Source organism: Oceanobacillus rekensis (assembly GCF_002153375.1).
Lineage (GTDB): Bacteria > Bacillota > Bacilli > Bacillales > Amphibacillaceae > Oceanobacillus > Oceanobacillus rekensis.
On the sequence record NZ_MTBQ01000002.1, the window covers coordinates 421,462 to 443,771 of the forward strand.

The 22,310-nt window shown below is 38.1% G+C and carries 20 protein-coding genes; 13 read left to right on the forward strand and 7 right to left on the reverse strand.

All coding sequences use genetic code 11. From position 1 onward, the window contains the following. Positions 1-49 precede the first annotated feature (49 nt). From BV906_RS05945 to BV906_RS05985, 9 genes are all read left to right on the forward strand, one after another. A complete protein-coding gene (locus tag BV906_RS05945; RefSeq protein ID WP_245843936.1) occupies positions 50-733 on the forward strand; it encodes a YesL family protein in 684 nt (227 codons plus the stop codon). A gap of 36 nt (positions 734-769) precedes the next feature. After that, complete coding sequence (locus BV906_RS05950) at positions 770-2,425, forward strand: glycoside hydrolase family 13 protein (protein WP_087972519.1); 1,656 nt, start codon at positions 770-772, stop codon at positions 2,423-2,425. 391 nt (positions 2,426-2,816) lie between these two features. Continuing rightward, the gene (locus tag BV906_RS05955) at positions 2,817-3,281 is read left to right on the forward strand and encodes a flavodoxin domain-containing protein (protein ID WP_087972520.1); all 465 of its coding nucleotides are present in this window, start codon (positions 2,817-2,819) and stop codon (positions 3,279-3,281) included. 112 nt (positions 3,282-3,393) lie between these two features. Beyond that, positions 3,394-4,359, forward strand: coding sequence for an N-acetylglucosamine kinase (locus tag BV906_RS05960; RefSeq protein WP_087972521.1), 966 nt, complete (start codon positions 3,394-3,396; stop codon positions 4,357-4,359). A 16-nt stretch (positions 4,360-4,375) separates the two neighbouring features. Continuing rightward, positions 4,376-5,230, forward strand: a complete 855-nt coding sequence (locus BV906_RS05965) for a MurR/RpiR family transcriptional regulator (protein WP_087972522.1) — start codon at positions 4,376-4,378, stop codon at positions 5,228-5,230. A gap of 682 nt (positions 5,231-5,912) precedes the next feature. Next, positions 5,913-6,818, forward strand: a complete 906-nt coding sequence (murQ, locus tag BV906_RS05970) for an N-acetylmuramic acid 6-phosphate etherase (protein ID WP_087972804.1) — start codon at positions 5,913-5,915, stop codon at positions 6,816-6,818. Between the two features lie 73 nt (positions 6,819-6,891). Next, on the forward strand, positions 6,892-8,253 hold the full coding sequence (locus tag BV906_RS05975; RefSeq protein WP_087972523.1) for an ABC transporter substrate-binding protein: 1,362 nt from the start codon (positions 6,892-6,894) through the stop codon (positions 8,251-8,253). 104 nt (positions 8,254-8,357) lie between these two features. Continuing rightward, positions 8,358-9,251 (forward strand): carbohydrate ABC transporter permease, encoded by an 894-nt coding sequence (locus tag BV906_RS05980; protein ID WP_087972524.1) that lies wholly within the window; start codon positions 8,358-8,360, stop codon positions 9,249-9,251. Between the two features lie 28 nt (positions 9,252-9,279). Next, the gene (locus tag BV906_RS05985; RefSeq protein ID WP_087972525.1) at positions 9,280-10,122 is read left to right on the forward strand and encodes a carbohydrate ABC transporter permease; all 843 of its coding nucleotides are present in this window, start codon (positions 9,280-9,282) and stop codon (positions 10,120-10,122) included. A gap of 54 nt (positions 10,123-10,176) precedes the next feature. On the opposite strand, the gene BV906_RS05990 is transcribed toward BV906_RS05985, so the two are convergent. Genes BV906_RS05990 through BV906_RS06000 form a run of 3 tightly spaced genes read right to left on the reverse strand, consistent with a single transcriptional unit; the run spans position 10,177 to position 15,223 of the window. After that, the gene (locus BV906_RS05990; protein WP_087972526.1) at positions 10,177-11,445 is read right to left on the reverse strand and encodes an exo-beta-N-acetylmuramidase NamZ family protein; all 1,269 of its coding nucleotides are present in this window, start codon (positions 11,443-11,445) and stop codon (positions 10,177-10,179) included. Between the two features lie 23 nt (positions 11,446-11,468). Continuing rightward, a complete protein-coding gene (nagZ, locus tag BV906_RS05995) occupies positions 11,469-13,541 on the reverse strand; it encodes a beta-N-acetylhexosaminidase (protein WP_087972527.1) in 2,073 nt (690 codons plus the stop codon). Positions 13,542-13,564: 23 nt separating this feature from the next. Continuing rightward, positions 13,565-15,223: a serine hydrolase domain-containing protein gene (locus BV906_RS06000; protein WP_087972528.1), complete on the reverse strand. Its 1,659-nt coding sequence runs from the start codon at positions 15,221-15,223 to the stop codon at positions 13,565-13,567. A 420-nt stretch (positions 15,224-15,643) separates the two neighbouring features. Here BV906_RS06000 and putP point away from each other — a divergent pair, with 420 nt between their 5' ends. Both putP and BV906_RS06010 read left to right on the forward strand, forming a co-directional pair. Then, positions 15,644-17,143: a sodium/proline symporter PutP gene (putP, locus tag BV906_RS06005; RefSeq protein ID WP_087972529.1), complete on the forward strand. Its 1,500-nt coding sequence runs from the start codon at positions 15,644-15,646 to the stop codon at positions 17,141-17,143. Positions 17,144-17,160: 17 nt separating this feature from the next. Continuing rightward, positions 17,161-18,111: an agmatinase family protein gene (locus BV906_RS06010; protein ID WP_087972530.1), complete on the forward strand. Its 951-nt coding sequence runs from the start codon at positions 17,161-17,163 to the stop codon at positions 18,109-18,111. 141 nt (positions 18,112-18,252) lie between these two features. Here the strand turns inward: BV906_RS06010 and BV906_RS06015 are convergent, their stop codons facing one another. Then, positions 18,253-18,720, reverse strand: a complete 468-nt coding sequence (locus tag BV906_RS06015; RefSeq protein WP_087972531.1) for an SgcJ/EcaC family oxidoreductase — start codon at positions 18,718-18,720, stop codon at positions 18,253-18,255. A gap of 211 nt (positions 18,721-18,931) precedes the next feature. Between BV906_RS06015 and BV906_RS06020 the strand changes: the two genes are divergently transcribed. Both BV906_RS06020 and BV906_RS06025 read left to right on the forward strand, forming a co-directional pair. Then, entirely contained in the window at positions 18,932-19,186 is a 255-nt protein-coding gene (locus BV906_RS06020; RefSeq protein ID WP_087972532.1) for a hypothetical protein, read from the forward strand. A gap of 240 nt (positions 19,187-19,426) precedes the next feature. Continuing rightward, positions 19,427-20,728 carry a S8 family serine peptidase gene (locus tag BV906_RS06025; protein WP_087972533.1) on the forward strand — a complete coding sequence of 434 codons (1,302 nt, stop codon included), beginning with the start codon at positions 19,427-19,429 and terminating at the stop codon, positions 20,726-20,728. Between the two features lie 386 nt (positions 20,729-21,114). On the opposite strand, the gene BV906_RS06030 is transcribed toward BV906_RS06025, so the two are convergent. The 3 genes from BV906_RS06030 to BV906_RS06040 are packed head-to-tail and all read right to left on the reverse strand — an operon-like array spanning position 21,115 to position 22,179. Beyond that, positions 21,115-21,381 (reverse strand): helix-turn-helix domain-containing protein, encoded by a 267-nt coding sequence (locus BV906_RS06030; RefSeq protein WP_087972534.1) that lies wholly within the window; start codon positions 21,379-21,381, stop codon positions 21,115-21,117. Beyond that, the gene (locus BV906_RS06035) at positions 21,378-21,551 is read right to left on the reverse strand and encodes a YvrJ family protein (protein WP_087972535.1); all 174 of its coding nucleotides are present in this window, start codon (positions 21,549-21,551) and stop codon (positions 21,378-21,380) included. The genes BV906_RS06030 and BV906_RS06035 overlap by 4 nt, the downstream gene beginning before the upstream one ends. Then, positions 21,544-22,179 carry a sigma-70 family RNA polymerase sigma factor gene (locus BV906_RS06040; RefSeq protein WP_087972536.1) on the reverse strand — a complete coding sequence of 212 codons (636 nt, stop codon included), beginning with the start codon at positions 22,177-22,179 and terminating at the stop codon, positions 21,544-21,546. The genes BV906_RS06035 and BV906_RS06040 overlap by 8 nt, the downstream gene beginning before the upstream one ends. Positions 22,180-22,310 lie beyond the last annotated feature (131 nt).

The window sequence follows — 22,310 nt, forward strand, 5'->3', positions numbered from 1 at the left end:
GTTCGGCATACAATGAATAGATTCTTACATACTATAGGAGGATACAACATTGCGAAATTCTGAATTTGCGAACGGGTTATATATGATAAGTGAATGGGTGATGCGTTTTTTGGTAATCAATTTAATATGGCTCCTATTCAATTTGCCAATTATATTCATTGTAGTAAGTATGATATTTGCCGATCAGTTGAATATTTTATATTTATTGCTGGTCCCTTTAGTCATTTTACTGCCAATACTACTTTTCCCTGCTACTGCTGCTATGTTCGCTTCTGTGAGGGATTGGGTAATGGGCAAAGAAAATAGAGGACTATTTAAATCATATTGGAATTACTATAGAGTTAACTATAAACAAAGTCTGCTTGGTGGAATAATTTTAACTACAATATGGGCTATCTGGGGTTTGGATTATTATTACTTTAGTCAGGAAAATATCATACTAATGTTTGCCTTTGTCATATTGGGAGTAATTCTTTTCAGCTATACGATTAACTTTTTTTCCATCATAGCACATTACGATATGGGACTTGGAACAATGTTAAAAAACACCCTGCTAATAACGATTGGAAGTCCTTTATTATCCTTCTCCATACTTATAAGCAGTGGACTTATTTTGATCATAAGCAGTAAGGTTTGGTTTTTAATGCCTTTTTTTACATGGTCGATACTTGCGTTTATATCGTTTTCAGCATTTTATCGATTATATATAAAGTTAATTACGAGGCATTCATAATGGTTGCAGCGTAAAAATACGCAGGGAGTGATGATTATGAAAAGAATCTGGTGGAAAGAAGCAGTTGCCTATCAAGTTTATCCACGAAGCTTTATGGATTCAAATGGGGATGGGATTGGGGACATCCAAGGTGTAATAGCTAAGCTTGACTATTTGAAGAATCTCGGAATCGACGTCATCTGGGTGAGTCCAATCTATCAATCCCCAAATGATGATAATGGCTATGATATTAGTGATTATCAGGACATTATGGATGAATTCGGTACAATGGAAGACTTTGATCAATTACTAGATGAGGTCCATAAGCGTGGTATGAAACTGATCATGGATTTAGTAATTAATCATACGTCAGATGAGCACCCATGGTTTATAGAATCGCGCTCCTCAAAGGATAACCCGTACCGTGATTATTACATTTGGCATCCGGGGAAGAAGGGGGAAGAACCAAATAATTGGGAGTCGATATTTGGTGGTTCTGCTTGGGAATATGATAAAAGTACAAAGGAATATTTTCTTCATGTTTTTTCAAAAAAACAGCCGGATCTGAACTGGGAAAATTCCGATGTTCGCAAAGAGTTATACCAAATGGTCAATTGGTGGCTTGATAAAGGCATTGATGGATTCCGTGTAGATGCCATTTCCCATATTAAAAAGATTGCTGGTTTACCTGATCTTCCTAATCCGATGCAAAAGAAATACGTTCCTTCCTATAATGGTCATATGAATCGTGAAGGTATTCAGGATTTCCTGAAAGAATTAAAAGATGAGACATTTGCCAACTATGATATTATGACGGTCGGTGAAGCGAATGGGGTAAGCATAGAAGAGGCAGATGAATGGGTAGGAGAAGAAAACGGGAAGTTCAATATGATTTTTCAATTTGAACATTTAGACCTTTGGGGGAAAAATACAGATACAGGATTGGATATTCATGCATTAAAAAAGATAATGACAAAATGGCAAACAGGCTTAAATGGTTTGGGTTGGAACGCATTATTCCTGGAAAATCATGATCAGCCGCGTTCGCTTTCGACTTGGGGCAACAGCAAGGAATATCGTGTTGAATCTGCGAAGGGACTTGCAACCATGTACTTTCTGATGCAGGGCACACCATTTATTTATCAAGGCCAGGAAATCGGCATGACGAATGTTCAATATCCTTTCATTGAAGATTATAATGATGTTGATGCGAAGAACCTATTCAAGCGACAGACAAAAGAAGGTGTACCAGTTGAAGAAATAATGGAGATTATTTGGAAAACCGGTCGGGATAATTCAAGAACACCGATGCAATGGAGTACGGGGAAAAATGCAGGGTTTTCTAATGGGGACCCATGGCTTCAGGTTAATCCGAATTATAAAGAGATTAATGTGGAAAAGGAAATGCAGAATCCAGATTCCATTTATCATTACTATAAAAAGTTGATTGCGTTAAGAAAGGAACTAGAAGTGCTGATCTATGGAAGATACGATATCATTTTGGAGGGCCATGATCAGGTTTATGCATATACAAGAACATTGGACGATGAGACGGTAGTAATTATTACGAATTTATTTGCAGAAGTTGTTGAATTGATGTTACCAGCTGACCTGGAAAATAAAACAAAGGATTTATTACTCAGTAATTATGATCAATTTGAAGCTAATAAACTACAACCTTATGAAGCCAGAGTGTATAAAATAGTTGAATAGGATTTTATAAAAACAGGGATTAAAAATTAAATTTTCGAGGCAGGATTATTAAACAATCTCAGAAAAATGTTCTTCATAAATCCGATGAACGACCAAACAAGGCAAAAAAATAAGGAAAGTGTTCTTCATAAATCCGATGAGTGACCAAACAAGGCGAAAAACAAAGTAAAAGGTCACTTATAGAGCAGATGAGTGACCGAACGAGGCAAAACACAAGTAAAAGGTCACTCATAGAGCAGATGAATGCAAAAACACAAGTAAAAGGTCACTCATAAAGCAGATGAATGACCGAACAAGGCAAGCACTGTGTGGTGGCAATATACTCTAGTTGAAAATGATTATCATTATCGTTATAATGGAGGTGATAATTAGCCAGAGTGGAGGGGAAGCAATGAATAAGGTGCTTATACTTTATGCAAGCTCTACGGGTAACACAGAAATGATGACTGAAGCGATGGTATCCTATCTTGAGAGCCAGCGCTATTATGTTGTAATGAAATCATTTGAATTTGATTCGATTAATATAGAGGAACTACTTAATTATGACTTAGTTCTGATTGGTACACATTCTGCAGATGATGGAGAGATTCCTTTTGAGGCGGAACATTTCTATGACGAACTTAATGATATAAATCTTAAAGACAGGTTAATTGGTGTATTTGGTTCTGGAGAATCTTTTTATGATGTGTTTTGTGAGTCGATTGAAATTATGGGTGATCGACTGGAGTATCTTGGTGCAAGACTTGTCCCAACCCGGTTAAAAGTGGAACTTGAGCCAGATGAAAAAGATAGGTTGCGATGTGAAGCGTTTGTAAAGGAAGCATGCGAGATGATTGAGGAAACAGTGGGTACCTAGCCACTGTCTTCTCTTTTTTTTATCTTATTTAAAATAAAATTTCATTAACGGTGTTGTTTTTTAATATAATATTATATATTGTATAAATATAATATAGCTAGGAGGTGACTGGGTGGATTTTCTAATGGGTATCGATGGTGGTGGTACAAAAACGGTTGCAGTAATTGCTGATAGGAATGGGAAAGTTATTGCACAGACAAGAGTTGGCTCGACAAATCCGAATTCTTGCTCAAAGCAGGAGCTCGAGAAAACCTTTAGGGAATTGTTCCACACCCTGGAAGTACAAGTGCCCACTAGCTTTCAAAAGATTACAAATCTGTTTGCAGGTATTGCGGGAACTGGAAATGAAGCTAACAAGATTTTCTTAAAAGATATGATTAAACAATTCGTACCAGCCCATACGCTCATTCACGTTGAACCAGACACGATAAACGCCCTTTATTCAGGTACATACGGAAATCCAGGGATTGTTCAAATATCAGGAACAGGATCTATTACATACGGAATAAACAAGAATCAAAAGCATGACCGGGTTGGTGGCTGGGGCTATTTATTAGGTGATGAAGGAAGTGGCTATGATATTGGACGTCAAGGAATTATGGCAGTATTAAAGGCTTATGATGGGAGAGGTCCTAACACTATTATGTCTCAGCGGATGTTTACGTATTTTAATAAAGATAATGGGCATGATTTCATTCAAAAGATTTACAGTTCTCCAAGCCCGAAGAATGAAATTGCAGCTCTTTCAAAAATAGTTATCCAATCTTTTAAGCAACAAGATCCAGAAGCAGATAGAATAATAGGTAGTGTAATCCAGGAGATTACACATAGTATTAAAACATTATATAAAAAATTATTTTCAGAACATGATAAGGTAAAAGTAGTGTTATGTGGAGGCATTTTTAGTGAAAAAGCTATTGCCGAATTAGTGAAGATTAGCCTAAACGATGATCCCAATAAGACAGTTGTATTGCCCGATATTCCTCCAGTCGGTGGTTCCCTGATAGGTGCTTATGTTATGGGCGGAGAGCATCCGACAAGTGACATTATAAAAAATATAAATGATACAATCCACTAGAAAAGAAGGTGAAAGCATGTCTCAACTTAAGGGCGGACTAGTTATTTTAAAGGATATGGTAAACAGCTTGCCACCTTCCGAGAAAAAAATAGCACATTATATATTGGAAAATCCTGAGGAGTCCATACTGCTAACAGCATTAATGCTCGGTGAAAAAAGTAAAACAAGTAGTGCTGCAGTCATTCGTTTATGTAAATCATTGGGCTTTAGTGGCTTTCAGGAATTAAAAATAAGAGTTGCTGGTGATTTGCAAAAGCAGGCTGTAACCGAGTATCGTGATATCGAGCCGAATGAAGGTTTTAAAAATATTATTGATAAAGTTACAACAAATACAATCCAAACACTAAAAGAGACGGCTGATATTATGGATGAAAAGAATTTGCAAAGGGCTGTCGGTGCATTGGAAAATGCACCATCCATCATTTTTTTTGGTGTCGGTGCTTCCTATATCGCAGCAAAGGATGCCGAGCAAAAGTTTTTGCGAATTAATAAGAATGCATATTCCTTTTCCGATGCACATATGGCAGCAACTTCCATTGCGAATAAAGGACCAGATGATGTAGTGGTTGGTATTTCGTTTTCAGGCAATACAGATGAAGTTGTAAGGCTGTTAAAGCTTGCCAAGCATAAAAATTCAACAACGATTAGTATTACGAAATATGGAAATTCATTGGTTTCCAATTTTTCCGATATCCAGTTACACACATCTGCTGCAAAGGAAGCGACAATAAGAAGTGGTGCAACTTCCTCGCGAATCGCCCAACTGCAGGTAATCGATATATTATTTATGTGTTTAGCGTCTGTTCAATATGAAGAGACTGTACGACATTTAGATGAAACGAGAGAAGCTATCTCGTTTTTCAAGAAATAATATAGCTTCTTTATAAAAACTCTTATATTAATCTTTGGGGCATCTACTCCTCCAACCGAAAAGGATTGTTACTTTTAAAGCATTACAGAGTGGAGATAACTCCGAAATAAGAAACTTCGGCAACCGCTCTGGGAAATACAATGCGCGCATCCTAAGGCATAGGTGAGCCCCTTCATGCTAACGCATTTCTGGGTCTCACCTATGCCTCTCTTCCCGAAGGAGTCTCCGTGTATTTCCCAGAGCTAGTTAGAAGGTTGCTGACAATTACTACAATTGATAATAGCTAAAAAGCATCTAACAGCTTCACCAGTCCGGGTGAGCGGAGGCCGTGCCCTAAGGTCCGCATCCACCCGCAGCGATCCCGGACGATGGGAAAAGCACGTACGTATATAAACCCAGCAATACCTCACAGTTTATAGATTTTGTAGCAATAGCAACATTTCTTTTGGTGAGCATTGCGGAGTCCCAATTCTTTGCGGTGAGGCAACTAATCATAGACCTAATCTTTTAGAAAACAGCCTTTTCAAATTATAAGTGAAATTTTATTACCACAATAAAAAGAAATATTGACAAAATAATTCAGTCAACCTATAATAAAGTAAAATTGAGAAAATTATTTTTATTACTATTATTTAGGTAACCAAAATAATCGAATCTAATGACAAGGGTGAACCTTATGCGTATGGAATTAACTAATCTAACTACCGAGCATAGAAATCAGAATAGTATGAATCTGGATCAGATGTCTACTGCTGAAATATTGAAACTGATTAATGAAGAGGATAAGAAAGTGGCCGAAGCGGTTGAATTGGTGTTGCCAAAAGTGGAAGTTGCTGTGGAAAAGATTGTAGCAGCCTTATCCAATGGGGGAAGACTTTTCTATGTGGGTGCTGGTACGAGTGGAAGATTAGGTGTTATGGATGCATCAGAGTGTCCACCAACTTTTATGACGCCAGCGGAGACGGTGCAAACGGTTATGGCCGGTGGGAATAATGCATTTTTCCAAGCTGCTGAAGGGTCTGAAGATAATGAAGCACAAGGGGAAGCAGATTTAAAGTTAAGGAATTTCACTAAACAGGATGTGGTCATAGGGATTACTGCCAGTGGAAGAACCCCCTATCCAATTGGTGCCTTAAAATTTGCTAGGGAACTTGGGGCATATGCTATATCACTTTCATGCAATAAAGATTCATTGATTAGTAGCTATGCAGATTGTGAGATAGAAGTTGTCGTGGGACCGGAAGTTCTGACTGGTTCAACAAGAATGAAAGCGGCAACATCACATAAGATGATTTTGAATATGATCAGCACAACAACGATGGTGAAGCTTGGGAAAGTATATGAAAATTTAATGGTGGATGTCCATGCAAGCAACTATAAATTGAAGGAACGTGCTAAACAGAACATTATTGAAATCACAAATGTTTCCTATGAGTTAGCAGAAGAAGTATTGAATCAGACAAATCATGAAGTCAAGCCTGCGATTGTGATGATTGAAGCTGGAGTTACTTTGGAGGTAGCGAAAGAGGCGTTGTTAAAGAGTAATGGTTATGCAAGACTCGCAATTGAATCATTAAAAGTTAATTAGAATCGGAAACTCCATTACTGGGTTAAAACTTGTAATGTGTTTCATATATTTTTCACAAAAATAAAAGGGGGTAATGAGTTTGAACAGGTTATTTAAAGGACGTTTTTTCTTACTAATAGCTGTGTTGTTGATGGTGGCATTAATTGCAGCGTGTTCTTCAGGTGAAGATAACAATGATACGGATGATGCTACAGAAACGAGTGGAACACCTAGCACGGATGCAGAGGGCGAAGTTTCAGGGGATCTTGAAATCCAATACTTTGTAGGTGGCTATGGTGATTCCTGGTGGAAGGAAGTTATCGCAGATTTTCAAGAGGAATATCCTGATATAAACGTAATCGAACATGCAGGTCCAAACATAAACGATGAGATGCGCTCCCGTTGGGTATCCAATGATCCACCTGATGTTGTCTACATTGATGGGGCTGGCTCAAGTGAAACCCAGATGGTTGAGGATGGACAATTAATGAATTTAACAGAATGGGTGGAAGGAATTGAGCTGGAAGGCGGCGATAAATTAGTGGATAGCTTTATCGTACAGCCTGGTAAATTCAACGGTGAAATTTACTCATTACCTCTAGTATTTGATACATGGGGAACTTGGTATGACAGAGCATTATTTGAAGAAAAGGGCTATGACGTACCAACAGATTTTGATAGTTTTATGAGTTCAATGGAGGAAATTAAAGACGGAGAGGGAATCGAACCATTCGTGACTAGTGGTCAGCATCCATATTACTTCCTTCGTGGCATGCTTTACCCTGCATTTGGTGCAGCTGGTGGAGAAGAATTACTTGCTGATTTAATTACTGGTGCAGAAGGTGCATGGACAAGTGATGTCGTACTTGAAACAATGAAAAAAGTGGAGAACATGCAACAGGAAGGCATGTTTGATTCAGGATTGGGTGCATTGAATCATACGCAATCGCAAATGAACTTTCTGTTACATGAAAATTCATTTATTCCTGTAGGCTTCTGGTTACCGAATGAAATGGCAAATGATATACCTGAAGGGTTTGACTTTGGTTTTATTCCATCGCCAATGCAGGATGAAGGTGAACCCTTTGCTATTGTTCCGGATTTAAGACCTTTGGCAATAGCTGAAAATGCAGAAAATCCAGAGGCAGCTAAAGCTTTCGTCGAGTTTGCATTTACTAGAGAGTATGCAATGTCATTCTCTGAACATACAGGAGCTATTATGAATATTACAGAAGTTGATTTAACAGAAAATGAAAATGTCCCAGGTTATTTAACCGAAGCGAACGCAATGATTAATGATCCAGAACAAGTGCAAATCTATGAAAAACCGCATCCAATGAGTGCTGACTTGGAAACACCAATTGGTAATGCATTGATGTCCTTAATGCTCGGTAATATGACTGCAGAAGAATTTGTAGAAGAAGCAGAAAAAGCCGCTGCAGAATATCGTGATTAATTTAATAAGAATCGATGAGTAACTTATAAGTCAGTGTGGAACATGATGGCATTTGATAAGCCATTATGTTCCATACACCTATTTTTATTAGAAAGAGTGATCGAATGGTACAGTCTAAAAAACAAAAATATACGTTTCTGGCATTTTGCTTAGTTCCTACGTTTATTATGTTTGCTATCTTTACCCTTTATCCTTTGTTCAGCGGCTTGTACTATTCTTTTTTTGACTGGTCAGGATCCTCCCAAAACAAAGAATTTATTGGATTTGATAATTACATAAAATTATTCAATGATGCGATCATCCCCAATACGATTATCCATGATTATTTCCTTGTAGTAACCAAAGTTATTGGCATCATGATTTTAGCAATGTTTTTTGCTGTTGCTTTAACACAGCTGAAAATTAAAGAGGCACCATTTTACCGGGTTGTATTTTTCTTCCCGAATATTATGTCTGTTGTTGTAATCGGGATACTATGGACTTTCATCTATAATCCAAGTATGGGGCTAGTTAATTCAGGATTGGAATTTCTCGGTCTCGGAAATTTGGCGAGACCTTGGCTTGGAAGCGAGACATGGGCACTGCCAAGTCTTGTTCTGCCATCAATTTGGGCAGGAATCGGCTTATTTATGTTAATGCTTATGGGTGGAATATCCAATGTGTCAAAAAGTTATTATGAAGCGGCTGAGATGGATGGAGCAAACCAGTGGCAGCAATTTTGGAAAGTAACCTTACCACTTGTTTGGCCACAAATAAAAATATCTATTCTTTACATCGTTATTACGACACTTAATGGTTCGTTTGTTATTGTGCAGGTAATGACTGCGGGTGGGCCGAATAACTCCACACATGTAATGGGTTCCTATCTTTATCAACAGGCATTCGTACAATATAACTTCGGTTATGGGGCTACAATTGGAGTTATGATTTTAATACTTTCCCTAATAACGGTATTATTAATGCAATTTTTAATGCGGAGAGACAAGGTAGAATACTAGAATTTAAGTGTGAAAGGAGGGAAGCGAAGTGAAACGTAGTGTTGGACATATATTAGGGAAAACAGGAATACGGATACCACTTATTTTATGGACGATTGCTGTGTTATATCCAATCTTTTGGATGTTCCTCGGTTCATTTAAATCAAATGCAGAAATTTACCGTAATCCATGGGGGTTTCCTGAAAACTTTAATTGGCAGAACTTTGCGGATGCATGGACGAATTATAATATTGATACAAGTGTATTTAATAGTCTAATTGTGACAGTAGTTGGTTCCCTTTTAACATTATTACTTGCTGTTCCTACTGCATATGCGATTGAGCGTATCAACTTTCGTGGCAGTAAAGTATTATTTACATTATATGTTTCAGCAATGATGATCCCAATGGTATTGGGGTGGATACCGTTATTCTTTCTACTATCGGATATAGGTTTATTAGATAATATTTATGGATTGGCTATTGTATATGCAGTCAGCCAGTTGCCGTTTACAATCTTTGTTCTAACAAGTTTTATAGGCACCATACCAAAGTCATTGGAAGAAGCTGCAGCAATTGACGGGTTATCTCCATACGGTGTACTTTGGAAAATTATTACACCTTTAACGATGTCGGGGATTATCACGGTAACGATTATGAATGCGATCCAGTTTTGGAATGAATATTTCATGGCATTGATCTTTTTACAATCGAGTGAAAACTATACATTAGCATTGGCAATCGACTTTATTAGCAGTGAAGCCCAATATACGAATGCCTGGGGGACACTATTTGCCAGTCTCGTAATTGCTATTCTTCCTGTAATTGTTCTATATGCGATTTTCCAGAGGAGAATCTCACAGGGCATGACAGAAGGAGCGATAAAAGGATAGATACAAAGAAAAAGGAAAAGACATCCAGCTTAATGGATGTCTTTTTTCATCTAATCAATAAATAAGGTAATCTTTACGAACTTTTTCAAACTCTTTCAATTCATCTTTCCATTCTTTCTCCATATCTTTAACAGAATCTCCGTTTTCAATTGCCTCACGAATCCAGCCATTACCAATTAAATTGTCAAAGAAGGATATTCCAGCGCTATTTTCAGCACGAAATTCAAAGTCATCCGGGTACATATCATGCAGTGTTTTTACGATATGAAGCCCAGTTTCAACTGGTATATAAGATTTCTTGTTTGTCACATGAATTTGTACACCATGACTGAGTTTTCCAGCATGTTTCGAAATGGAAGGTGTAAAGGATGCTGCCCGGAAAGTGACTCCAGGTAAATCTAATTCATTTAAAACTGCTGCAAATTCTGTGCTGTTGACAAAAGGTGCACCGATCAATTCAAATGGTTTTGTTGTTCCACGACCTTCTGATAGATTTGTTCCTTCAATTAATGCTGCACCTGGATATACGAGTGCTGTATCGAGCGTTGGCATGTTTGGTGATGGTAAAACAAATTCTAAGTCTGTATCATCGTAATACATATTACGTTTCCAACCATCCATTTCCACAACCGTTAAATCAGCACCAATCTCAAACTCTTCATTGAAAAGCTTGGCCAATTCTCCGACTGTCATTCCGTGACGTAATGGGATTGGATAGTTACCAACAAAGGAGGAATATTCTCGATCAAGAACTGGACCTTCGACTTTATGTCCACCTAGTGGGTTAGGACGGTCAAGCACGATAAATTCAATATCATTTTCCTTTGCTGCTTCCATTGCATATGCCATCGTATAAATATACGTATAGAAGCGTGTTCCTACATCTTGGATATCGAATAGTAATACATCCACATTTTCAAGCATTTCCGGTGTCGGCTTTCTCGTTTGGCCATATAAGCTATAGACTGGTAATCCTGTCGTTTCATCATTATAAAACTCGACATATGCTCCAGCCTGTGCATCACCACGGACACCGTGTTCAGGGCCATACAGTGCGGTTAATTCAACATCCGGATCATTGTGCAGTAAATCTACAATACTATTTAACTCCTGATCTACACCGGTTGGATTGGTAATTAATCCGACTCGCTTTCCCTCAATTAGATCTTTTTGCTCATCGAGTAAGACATCAACGCCTAATTGTAATTCATTAGGGTTTCCTTTACCTTTACCTTTTCCATTGCCACCCTTATCTGCAAAAACTGCAGAAAGAGAGGTGAGAACCATGACAACTGTCAATAGCATAATAAGCGATTTTTTCATTTTGGTTGAACACTCCTTATTTTTTAGTAGTTTAATCCAAATCCATAATCAAACAGTATATTGTCATTTTGATCCGGGATAGTTACTGGCAGCAGTCCAGTTGGATTGTTTTCGCCAAAAAGTGTTGCTGCTGTCGCCTGAAAGCTTGCAGGTCTAAATCCATATTGTGCCAAGTAGGCATCAATATCTGGAAACGCCATCACATCGTACGGATTACGAATGCCTACACCGACTACCGGAGCTTCTACATGCTCAATAAGTTGATTGATCAATTGCATTTGGTTGCTTTTTGGTGATCGGCCACTAACATTAAAGGTGTAAGAACCAGCAACTACTGCACTAGCGTTTTCAAGCTCAGCAAGTTGGTCCTCATTGAGCGGTCCGGATGCTACTAAAAGAGCTGTATTCGGATGGTACTTACGGATAGCGTCATACAAGCTGTTAATATACGTATTACCTACGACAACGATTTTTTCTTCATTAGATAAGTTGAAAGGTAATACATCGTTATTTTTAATCAGGGTAATCGATTGGTTGGCTGCTTCTGCCTCGACTTGTTTATGTGCTTCAGAGCCAACAACCGCTTCAGCATTTGCAATAACTTCTTCTATTGGCAGTGGGTTCTCTGATTTGATAATCCCACGCTCGACCTTTAAAGTCAGAATTCTTTCAACCGATTCCTCGATACGATCTTCTGTTATCTCTCCTGTTTCTACAGCTTCAAGCAACCCACCTGCCACTTCCTCAAGCCCGACAGGCATTAAGATAATATCTGTTCCAGCTTTTACAGAACGGATGACGGCATCAACGGATCCAAAATGTTCCGCGATTGCAGCCATGTTCAAAGCATCGGTAATAATAACACCGTCATATCCCATTTCTTCACGCATCAAACCGGTTAATACTTTATGTGAAAGGGTGGCAGGTAAAGAGATTTCAGTGCCATCCTTTTGAGAGATTACTTTTGTATCATCTATCATAGGGAAAGTAACGTGCGCCGTCATAACTGCATCAATATCTTCTTTCATTGCCTGTTGAAAAGGGAAGAGTTCTACTTCCAATAAACGTTCCTTATTATGGGGAACTTCAGGCAGTCCAAGATGTGAATCAACAGCTGTATCACCGTGTCCTGGGAAGTGCTTAGCGGTTGCTGCTACCCCTGTGCTTTGCAAACCTTGAATATACGCTGAACTCATTTCAGCGACAAGTTGAGGTGATTCACCAAAAGAGCGTACACCGATTACCGGATTATCCGGGTTATTATTTACGTCTAGTACTGGAGCGAGGTTCATATTTATACCTAGAGCATTTAACTCCACACCGATAACCCTACCAACGTTCTCGGCAGTTTCCACTGAACGTGTGGCGCCAAGTGCCATATTCCCAGGCATATGTGTACCTGATTGCAGGCGGGTAACGATACCACCTTCCTGGTCAATAGTCAGCAACAAGCCATACTTTTCACTCGCTTCCTGATACTCAGCCACCAATCGCGCGGTCTGTTCTGTAGTGACAACATTCTCTGCGAATAAAATGACTCCGCCAAGATGGTATTCCTTAACAAGATTTTCAATTTCAGGGAGCATTTCAGTTACATTTTTCCCGTCCCAGTTTCTAAAATCAGGCATAAGCATTTGACCTATTTTCTCATTTAATGTCATGCCTTTGATTGCGTTTTTGATTATATTGTAACGATTTCCTTTTTCTTTTATAACAAGTTGTTCGGATGGTTTCTTATGCACGGCGATTCGATCTGTTGAAGTACCATCTGTTACTGTGATGAAGGAACGACCGTTTTGTCCGGTGAATGTGACAACACCATTTTGATCAACTGTAGCAACATTCTTATTTTTTGAAGCCCATGTTAAATTTTCAGAAGTCATTTTAAAATGACCATCCTTATAGATGTTCATTACATTTAAATCGACTTGATTATCCTCAACGGTTATAGCTACTTCGGGGACGTTCTGGAATATGATTAAATCATTGATTCTACCCTCTGCAGCAATAACCTTACTACTTGTAAAGGTGAACGTACTTAATGTAAGTACAATTATTGTGACAAAAATAAATGGAGCGTTCCGAAAGAAATTCATGATATTCCTCCTCTAGAATCATTCTAATAATTGCGTTCAACCCATCCGTTGCTTACCACTTCAAAAGGTATGTTTTCTTTTGAGGAATCAGTGAGTTTTAAATTGCTTACATACCAGCCACGTTCATTTCCACCTACATCGGTAGAGTAACGAAACCGAATTTGGGTCGTATTTGCAGGAATCTCAATTTGTTCATGAAGCCAGTCCTTACTGCTTCCGGAATAGGCATCTTTAACAGTATTCCAATGTTCACCATCACTTGATACTTCTAAATAACCGAAATCCCAATAATTTTCAATTCTGTACCACGTATCATAGGACAGTGTCGCATCATCTTCTAAATTAACTTCGACTGTTAGTGTGCGATTTTCTAAAAGATCACCATGTCCGGCATACCAGGTGCCATCACTCTTTGGAGTAGCAACGGGTATTGCATTAGCAACAAGTCTTGCAAGCTGTTTTCTAGCGGTGTTTGTTGATACCGTATCACGTGATGGATGGACACGATTTGTTAAAAGAATCGCGACGGTATCGTTCTCCATATTAACGACAAGCGATGTTCCTGTATAACCGGTATGACCAATTGATGCTGGTCCGGAGAGCCCGTCCATGTACCATGCTTGTGAAATTTCCCATCCTAATCCATGATCATTTCCAGGGAATTCAGGAATTTGGTTTTCAACTAATAGTTCCACCGTTTCCGGCTTGAGGATTCGTTTTCCATCATAACGTCCATCATTGATGAACATATGTGCAAACTTACCTAGATCCTCTGCAGATGAAAATACCCCTGCATGTCCTGCGATGCCATCCAAGACCCAAGCACTTTCATCATGTACTTCACCCCAAACAAGTCCCCTGTTTATCCCAGGCTGGTATTCGGTTGCAGCAATACGATGAATTAATGATTCTGGTGGGTTGTACATTGTATCATTCATTTTTAATGGTTTTGTGATGTTCTCATAAACAAATTCATCGAGACGCTGTCCTGATAAACGTTCAATAAGCGCTCCTAAGGTGATCATGTTTAAATCGCTGTAAGTGTATGTAGATCCTGGTGAGTTATTAAGTGGGTACTGATAAACATATTGCAGTCTATCTTCACGATTATCTCCAATCGTATGAAGTGGAATCCATGGGGTAAATCCTGATGTGTGAGTCATAAGTTGTTTAATCGTTACATTTTCTTTTCCATTCTCTGCAAATTCCGGAATATAATCAGCAACAGGGTCATCAAGTTTAAAAAAGCCTTGTTCATACAAAATCATAGCTGCTGTTGAAGTGAAAATTTTGCTGATGGAGGCGAGATCAAATATTGTATCATTGCTCATTTTTATTGGTTGGTCGGCTGTATTGCCTTTGTAATCTTCATATAAGTATGCATGTCCATATGCATTATGTTGTACAATATGACCTTTCCTCGCAACGAAGGTAACAGCCCCGGGGAATGCTCCGTCTTCAATTGCTGCTTCCATATAAGGGCCGATTTCTAGTAAAGGTTCCGAAAGCATTCCAGCTCCATGTACGGAACCTGGATGTAAGACGGGTGCTGTAGGTCCAGGATCCCCCCAAGTAAAGCGATGCTTAGAATCCTTTTTAGCCTGTACTGGCGTACCTGTGGTAATAATAATGGAGAAAGCTAGTAAACCAGTGATAAAGATACAAATAAAACTTCTTTGCATATTTCTCCTCCTTCTATTTATTCATATAATTCAAATTATTTATTAAATTCCATCTTAATTATAGCATGCTATTAAAATTAGCCATCACTCAAACTAACTATATTATAAAATTATATTTTAAAATAATGCTAAGAATGACCCAGGTAAAATAGATTAGAAGGTTGCGAAATTCAAATATCTAGTTATAATACCTAGTCTAATTACATATTTTTAAACTATACAAGAATATTTTTAATTTTCTGGTTTAATGTTATTCAGCATGGGAAAATGGAAAGGGTATATGAATAAATATAATAGGGGGCTTATTATGGAGGTATTTATGCTTGATGGCTGGACATTGTTTTGGTTTGCAGTACCGATGCCATTGTTGGTAGTATGGGCGATTATTACTTTCTTTACGGACAAGGGGAGTGATGATGTATGAATCCAACACTTATAACATTTATCGCATATCTAGCAGTTATGATAACCATCGGAATTATTACCTACAGAATGACAAACACATTATCAGATTATGTTCTCGGTGGTCGTAAATTAAATAGCTGGGTAACGGCATTTTCGGCATCTGCGAGTGATTTCAGTGGTTGGCTACTTATCGGTTTACCTGGTGCAGCATATGCGGCAGGTCTTGGTCAGTGGAGTTTGTGGATTGCCATTGGTTTGGCTGTTGGTGCGATGATTAACTGGCAGTACGTGGCAAAGCGCTTAAGAGTTTATACCGAGTATACAAATGATTCGATTACATTACCACAGTTTTTTGAAAACCGTTTTCGTGATAATTCTCATTTATTAAGAGTCATTTCCGCATTGTTTATTTTAGCGTTTTTCCTCTTCTATACCGCTTCAGGACTAGTTGCAGGTGCGAAATTATTCCAAGGGACATTTGAAATTGATTACCATTTCTCTTTAGTAGTTGGAGCAATTATTATTGTTGCATACACGTTTTTAGGTGGATTTCTAGCAGTTAGTTATACAGATTTTATTCAAGGTGTATTGATGTCAGCAGCATTACTATTTACTTCTATTTATGGATTGATTCAAATTGGTGGATTTGGGGAATTGTTTAGTCAACTGGGTTCTATCAACAGTAGTTTAATAAATGCATTTGCAGCTACATCCTATGACGAAGCAGGTGGAGTTCTATGGGAATCTGCTGGGGCAATTGGAGCGGTCGGTATTATTTCAGCACTTGCCTGGGGTCTTGGTTATTTTGGACAGCCACATATTTTAGCAAGGTTTATGGCGATTCGTTCACATAAAGAAGTCAGGAAAGCACGTTTAATAAGTGTTTCTCTGGGACTTGTTATTCCATTGTATGGTGCTTTAATTATAGGGATGCTTGGGATTGTAACATTTGATCAGCCATTAGCTGATTCGGAGCAGGTTTTCATTCAACTCGTACAGGTCGTTTATAATCCGTGGGTTGCAGGCTTTTTACTTGCAGCAGTATTAGCAGCAATTATGAGTACGGTTGATTCCCAGTTGCTCGTATCATCCAGTGCTTTATCAGAAGACTTTTACCGAAGATATTTGCGTAAAAAGGCAAGCGATAAGGAACTTGTATGGGTCGGAAGGATATCTGTACTTGTTATTGCAATCATTGCATTGATACTTGCGTGGAATGAGAGCAGTTCTGTACTTGATCTTGTATCGTATGCATGGGCTGGTTTTGGTGCAACATTTGGACCGGCAATCTTGTTCTCCCTATTTTGGCGGAAAACAACGCGTAATGGAATTTTGGCTGGGATTATTGTTGGTGGTATTACCATATTCCTATGGCCACTAACAGGTTCAGAATTATATGAAATGGTACCTGGATTTATTTTATCAAGTATGGCAATTATCGTATTCAGTCTTATAGGAAAAGGACCTACAAAAGAAATGTTGGATGAATTTGATAAAGTTTCTGGAGTCAAATAAATTAGGAGTGAAAAGTTATGACAGAAAAAATCTATGGCAATACACCTTGTTATTTAGGCGGAAAGAAAGTTAGCCTAAAAGATACTAGTTTTCAGGATAGAGATGTACTTGTGTATGGTGTACCTTGGGAAGGTGCGGTAACATGGGGGGATTATACAGGCTGTGAGCTTGGTCCAAAGGTTATCCGTTTAAATTCCGCTCGTTATTCTGGTTATTTACCAGAATTGAATCATATGGATGTTTTGAGTCATTATAAGATTGGTGATCTGGGTGATATCGATATTGTTCCAGCAGATACGTTGGAAACAATGAACCGCATTGAAAGTTTTGCAACGGAAGTTTGGAAAACGGGAAAATTCCCGGTTGCCTTTGGGGGAGATCATGGGATTACTTATCCGATTGTGAAGGCATTAAGTGAAGAAGTAGAGGGGAAAGTCGGAATTATTCATTTGGATGCCCATTATGATAACCATCCAGATTACGATGGTGACCTTTACGCACGCAGTACACCATTTCATCGAATTTATGAAAGTGAAAGTGTTCGGAATGAGAGTATTGTTCATATGGGAATCCATGGTCCACGCAACAAGCCCGAAACAGGAAAGTATGCAGCAGAAGTTGGCGCAACAACAATCTCTGTGAGAGAAATCAGGAAAGCTGGAACAGATCTGACGGTGCTTGCACGAAAGGCATACGATATTGCAAGCGATGGGACAGAAGCAGTTTACCTAAGTATTTGCAGTGATGTTTTGGATTTTGCCTTCAATCCTGGTGGGCCTGTTGATGGAAATGGTGTCACTTCCTATGAATTATTGGAGCTTGTTCATGAATTTGCGAAACTCGGTATTCGTGGCATGGACTATGTGGAAGTATACCCACAACAGGATACAAATGATAATTCATCCCATTTTGTCACCTATACAGTGTTATATGCCCTAGCAGGAAATATTTTAAGTGAGAATAAATAATAACATGCCACGCCTCTGAATGAGGGGTGGTATTTATTTTGACTGCTTTTATAACAGCTAGTCTCACACAATCAGCTGATAATTTAAATCGGATGATTGAAGAAACGGAGTAAAAGTCCCGAGCAGAGTAAACGGCTTTTCTTAAAAGTCGTTTACTCCTTCGTTACGTACCTCCCTAAGTTCATTTGTCATCTCTTCTACAAGCTCTGGTCTTCCATGAAACTGTGCAGGTGTATTCTGAAAAAGTTTCACATGCCAGCTTCCATCTTTATGAACGGCAACCATTGTTTGGTGTGCATTTAGTTCAGGCTTAATATCTGGTTGGCCGTGTGGCACCATCCCAGCAATTGCACGTAACAAAGCTGTATCGTTATTTAGCAAATTTATCTCTTTTATCTTTGTTACAAACGGTGCGGTAGGGTGGTCTCTAAATATTGGAGAAATATGTGAAAAAATCTCCTCACGACCATCTGCCAGACTGCCATCAAAACCAATTTGTACCCCATCTACTGTAAATACATTTGCCATATCACGGGCTTGGCGATTGTTCCAAGCGTTAATTAATTTCTGGTAACAGCCAATAATTTGATCTGTTATAGCACTGTCCATTATATACCACTCCTTTGCATTTATATTTATATCATAAGCATATCATAAATGAACGAGCAGCCATTAGTAACCTTAACGATGATTTATTTTATAAACTATTTTTCTTATGAAATACAGATAATATGACCTATAAACTATCTTTAATTCATACTAAATACACTTGTGAATGTATGAACGACTGAACTAAAATAAAAGTATAGGAGGGGAAGATTTGACTCAAGAAATGATTGATGAGTTGTTGGGATCTGTTACAAAATTACTTGACGATATTAAAGATGTACAAGAAAATAGCCATTATATGGATCAATTGATAAATCAGTTAGAATTACGGGTAAATGATATGGAGATAACTATCCACGATTTGGAACAAAATGCAAAGAGTCTTGACCATAGACTGTCTCAGGTCCTGGAATGTATTATGGGTAGAGCAAAAAAAGAAATCATATTCTATCAAGCAATCAGCTAAGCGTGCTAAGGCAGGCTTGTTTTTTTTGCAAACTTATTCTTTTTAACACGGGTCCTCTAGTCTGTAAGCATTAGCAATAAACAAATCTCTACTTCGGAATCCGAGATTTGTTCTAATTGTCGACAAAACTACTATATTTTTATTATAATTTTCTAAAAATAGTTATCAAGTCTGATTTTTTTCATTACTTTATATGATAGTCTATCAGTGAAGGTAGATGATTATAAAAGGAGGAGTAAAATGAGTAATAGAAAAAAAGTATGGTTTGAAGATGCCGAACGTAAACTGGATCCTGGCTTAGTGGAACAATTACGAAATTCCCGAAAAGTAAGCAAGAATGTAACCAGCAACAATGAAATCCCCATTATCGTTTATTTGAATAATTGTAATCAAGACAAAAAAGACGACCTCTTACATGCATGCAATGTTGACTCCCATAACAAACTCGGTAAAGAACTACACAGTATTAATGGTGTAAAAGGCCATTTAACACCTGATAAGATTAAACAAATTAAAGACCATGAAGCAGTAAATCGGATCTTTTACGACCGGATAGTAACTTCCTTTCTGGATATTGCCTGTGAGCAAACAGGTGCAGTTAAAGTAAGGGAACAGCTGAATTTAACTGGAAATGGTGTTACGATTGCAGTCATCGATACAGGCATCCACCCACATGAGGATTTGACCAATCCTTCAAATAGAATTATAGCTTTTCATGATTTTATAAACGGGGAAAGCAAACCGTATGATGATAATGGGCATGGAACACATTGTGCTGGTGATGCTGCTGGAAATGGAACCCTCTCCGATGGAAAGTATGTGGGCCCGGCACCAGAAGCCTCTATCATTGGCTTAAAGGTTTTAGATGAACAAGGAAGTGGTAGACTATCCACGATTATTGAGGGATTGGAATGGTGTATGGATCATAAAGAAGAGCATAACATACGTATCATCTCTCTTTCGCTCGGGGCCCCTGCCTATGAATCTTTCAGGGATGATCCATTGTCACTAGCTGCCCAAGCTGCCTGGCATCAAGGAATTGTTGTATGTGCTGCTGCCGGGAATAGTGGACCTACTGCAGCAACGATCAGTACTCCTGCAATCGACCCTTTTATCATAACGGTTGGATCGACTGATGACCAGAACACATTAGAGCGAACGGATGATCTGATAGCAGATTATTCGAGTAGAGGTCCAACAATTGATACGCTGATTAAACCGGATATTTATGCACCAGGCACAAATATTATCTCCTTGTTAGCTCCGGGCTCAAGCATTGAATCCGAAGTACCAGAGATGATTATAGATGGGAATTATATCCAATTATCAGGGACATCGATGGCAACACCAATTTGTGCAGGTATCATTGCCCTCATGTTGGAAGCGAATCCTGAGCTCAGTCCAAATGATATAAAGAGTATCTTAAAAGCAACATCTCACCCAACACTTGATGACATTTGGGGATATATTGATGCTGAGAGTGCCACCCGAATGGCAAAAAGTTATCTACAAATTCCAGCTGAAACAGTCCAGGAAAGCTAAACATAAGGAAAGGGAGAACACAATGTTCTCCCTTTCCTTATGTTTATACCTTAGTCGGAATGTGCAAATCAGAATTTGTTTGCATAGAGCGTTAGAAGAATTTCGATATGGAGACTTGTACATCAATAGAGATCAGGATGACAGTAAGAGAACAAAGGGGTGAAAAGTGGCATTCTTCCCCCACCTAGAAAAAGTGGGGGAGACGAAAAGTAGTTTAAACGCGTTTTCTCTAGCAATATGTAGCCGTCCCCTAAGGATAGGGGAACGGTCTATATTGGAGGATGGAAATTAAAAACGAAATAAATTACTTTTTTATTAGGCAATATTTTAATACATACTCCTCCCTTAAAAGAATCTATTCTATTTTATTTATACTTTTTTGCAAGTTACTTTGATTCAGCGTAATCCAAGGAATGTTGTTCTTTTAGTATATCTGTAAATTCCCAAAAACCATAAGTGTTACTAAAGTCGTATTGCCTGACTATCTCTATTACTTTTATTTTAAGTTCTTGAGATAGGTCGCCCTGTTCTTGAGGAGAAGTTTGTTTCAAAGAGGCCCTGATTTTAGGCTCGAATAAATGAAGAACAATTTCCAGTGAGTCGATATCATTATGCTCTTGAACTTTTTTCGTTAAGTCAATGAGTCGAGTCATGATATATCTCTCCTTAATTCATTAATAACATCTGATAATTTTTTCGAATGTTGTTCTAAGCGTTCCATTCTAACTTCATAACGTATCAATAAAACTAAAGTCACCACTACGGGGAATCCGACGTTTTCCAATGTTTGAATCATAAAAGAAAGAGTAGAGATTTCAATCATGTTTTCCCTCCTCCATTATTAGCTTTTTTTTCAGGATACTTAAAGCCTTACTTCTTGTTTTTGAAATAGATTGCTGGGAGACACCTTCTTTAGCAGCGATTTCCGTATCAGTCATATTGAAAAGATACGATGCTTCTAAAATATATTTCTGTCTTGGTGTGAGGGAAAGAATAGCATGATACAGGGCGGGATTTTCAATATAACTTTCCAAATGTTGATTGTTTGCCAATGCTTCTTCATCAATAGTTGTGTAATCATCTGCAATAAGATCCACATTTGATGTGATGTTCATGGCATCTTCGCGAATTGGCTGGTCCAAAATTAGTAATTGCCGTTTTCTGTCCAAGTTAATTTTTTGGTCGTAACGAATAGCATGCCTTCTCAAATCATTTGATAGTTGACTAATTAACCTTATCTCGGAAAGATGATCCTGGAATGCCTTATCTAAAGCCTTCTTCGTATCACACGTTGAATAGCGGATGGACTGATCCAGAAGAAAATAATTTTTCTTCGTAAGCAAAAATGATCGCATTAGATTGTTTCGGAAAATAAACTCATTTTCATCAACAAACTTTCTTGCCCATGTGTATTCACAATGTTCCTTGTTAGGAATTGTATTTTTTTCCATCCTAATTTTCCTCCCTTCTATCTTAGTAAAGGCAAAATTAATAACTATTATACAACCTGAAAGAACATCAGTTTCCTATATTATAAATAATATTTACATTAAATTCCATTTAATCTTATCTTAAAAATTTT

Bases quoted from the DNA above. Each gene is read 5' to 3' on its own strand.
- nagZ (WP_087972527.1), bottom strand. From the start codon at position 13,541: ATGAATTTCTTTCGGAACGCTCCATTTATTTTTGTCACAATAATTGTA.
- BV906_RS05950 (WP_087972519.1), top strand. From the start codon at position 770: ATGAAAAGAATCTGGTGGAAAGAAGCAGTTGCCTATCAAGTTTATCCA.
- BV906_RS06025 (WP_087972533.1), top strand. From the start codon at position 19,427: ATGAGTAATAGAAAAAAAGTATGGTTTGAAGATGCCGAACGTAAACTG.
- BV906_RS06015 (WP_087972531.1), bottom strand. From the start codon at position 18,720: ATGGACAGTGCTATAACAGATCAAATTATTGGCTGTTACCAGAAATTA.
- BV906_RS05980 (WP_087972524.1), top strand. From the start codon at position 8,358: ATGGTACAGTCTAAAAAACAAAAATATACGTTTCTGGCATTTTGCTTA.
- BV906_RS06010 (WP_087972530.1), top strand. From the start codon at position 17,161: ATGACAGAAAAAATCTATGGCAATACACCTTGTTATTTAGGCGGAAAG.
- BV906_RS06030 (WP_087972534.1), bottom strand. From the start codon at position 21,381: ATGACTCGACTCATTGACTTAACGAAAAAAGTTCAAGAGCATAATGAT.
- murQ (WP_087972804.1), top strand. From the start codon at position 5,913: ATGGAATTAACTAATCTAACTACCGAGCATAGAAATCAGAATAGTATG.
- BV906_RS05975 (WP_087972523.1), top strand. From the start codon at position 6,892: ATGAGTTTGAACAGGTTATTTAAAGGACGTTTTTTCTTACTAATAGCT.
- BV906_RS06035 (WP_087972535.1), bottom strand. From the start codon at position 21,551: ATGATTGAAATCTCTACTCTTTCTTTTATGATTCAAACATTGGAAAAC.
- BV906_RS05965 (WP_087972522.1), top strand. From the start codon at position 4,376: ATGTCTCAACTTAAGGGCGGACTAGTTATTTTAAAGGATATGGTAAAC.
- putP (WP_087972529.1), top strand. From the start codon at position 15,644: ATGAATCCAACACTTATAACATTTATCGCATATCTAGCAGTTATGATA.
- BV906_RS05955 (WP_087972520.1), top strand. From the start codon at position 2,817: ATGAATAAGGTGCTTATACTTTATGCAAGCTCTACGGGTAACACAGAA.
- BV906_RS05990 (WP_087972526.1), bottom strand. From the start codon at position 11,445: ATGAAAAAATCGCTTATTATGCTATTGACAGTTGTCATGGTTCTCACC.
- BV906_RS06000 (WP_087972528.1), bottom strand. From the start codon at position 15,223: ATGCAAAGAAGTTTTATTTGTATCTTTATCACTGGTTTACTAGCTTTC.
- BV906_RS06040 (WP_087972536.1), bottom strand. From the start codon at position 22,179: ATGGAAAAAAATACAATTCCTAACAAGGAACATTGTGAATACACATGG.